This is a genomic window from Arthrobacter sp. TB 26, assembly GCF_000427315.1.
Taxonomy (GTDB): domain Bacteria; phylum Actinomycetota; class Actinomycetes; order Actinomycetales; family Micrococcaceae; genus Arthrobacter.
In genome coordinates this window covers 1-1,323 of the sequence record NZ_AUPJ01000156.1, presented here as the reverse complement: position 1 = coordinate 1,323, position 1,323 = coordinate 1, and the positions used below count along the sequence as shown (strand labels likewise).

At 70.7% G+C, this 1,323-nt stretch carries 2 protein-coding genes; both read right to left on the bottom strand.

Features of this window, described 5'->3' with window-relative positions; all coding sequences use genetic code 11:
- Positions 1-52 precede the first annotated feature (52 nt).
- On the bottom strand, positions 53-448 hold the full coding sequence (locus K789_RS0105245; protein WP_024365841.1) for a twin-arginine translocase TatA/TatE family subunit: 396 nt from the start codon (positions 446-448) through the stop codon (positions 53-55).
- 83 nt (positions 449-531) lie between these two features.
- Positions 532-1,323 (bottom strand): hypothetical protein (locus tag K789_RS25330; protein ID WP_024365840.1); only part of this gene is annotated, 792 nt, incomplete at its 5' end.

The window sequence follows — 1,323 nt, the reverse complement described above, 5'->3', positions numbered from 1 at the left end:
TCGCCGCCGTCCCGCGCGGGCTGAGCGGAAAATCCCTGGGCCTGCAGCCCCGCTAAGTAGCTTCTGAGTCGAAGGGCGCAGGCTCGCCGTCCGGGAGGCGTTCGACCGCCCGGGCAGGCCGCCGTTCCGCGGCCGCCGTAGCAGCCGCCACGGTGGCTACCGCGGCCGGGGCACCCGCGCTGACAGGCTTGGTGTCATCGTCCAGCAGCGCTTCCTTGATGATCCGGCGCGGATCGTACTGCCGGGGATCGTACTTCTTCCAGTCGACGTCATCGATGTCGATGCCGACTTCTTCCTTAATCTGCTCCCGGGCCCCGGACGCCATCCGGCGGACTTCCTTGACGATGTTGGCAAGTTTCTGGGTGTATTCGGGCAGCCTGCTGGGACCAATCACCAGAAGGCCGATGATCAGCAGGAGTAAGAACTCTGGTCCGTTGATTCCAAGCACTGTAGGAAGATTACCCTCTCAGTCGGAGCTGGGACGATTCGGCCGGGACACACGACGCGGGCCCCCGGGCTGGCGCCAGCAGCTCACGGGGCCAGCAGCTCCACGATCCGGCCCAGGCCGCGCTCCATCCGGACGGCGAAGCTGGACCCGGCGCCGGACCCATCCCCGTCCCCGGTGACCGCGCTTGGGCCGTCGGCAGGGCCCTCCGGTGCGGCTCCCAGGTCAGCGGCCGTCCCCGGGGTCGCCGCAGTGCGGGACCGGACCAGGGCGGCCACGCCGTCGTCGGCCTCTTCCGCCGGCTGGTCCGACACGTAGGTGAAGGTGGTTTCGCCTGCCTGATAGATGGCTGCGAAGGGCGCGGTGTGATTGACCCACAGGATCCCGGGGCCCGCCCCCGCCGCCGGCTCTGCGCCCGGTGCGGCGTTCCCCGCCGGCACCATTGCGGAGGTGAAGCCGTCCGACGTCGCCGGGCGGCCTGTGAGTACATTGAGCGGCGGGCCGGTCTGCGGACCGCCTCCCGGGAGGCCGGGCTGCCCGGGCGTGCCGCTGTGCTGGCCGGGGATACCGTGCTGTTCGAGGATGGTGGCAAAATGCCGGCCGTCGGTGAGACGCAGTTCCAGGAGGTCGCCGCCGTTTATTACCCGGCTCCTGGCCCAGACCAGGTGGTAGCCGAGTTCACGGAGCTCGGGGCAGGTCCAGCCCTCGGAGCGCAACGTGGTGAGCTGCGCCCGGGTAAGCGTTCCTGCCGGGGTGAAGTCAGGTTCGCCGGTGAGGCTCCAGCCGGCGGGCGCCCCGGCCCCGGCCTCGACGGCATCCGGCCCGGCGGCAGAGAGGTCCCGCTGCAGAAGTGCCCAAGCCGGCGCCTCGCCGGCCGC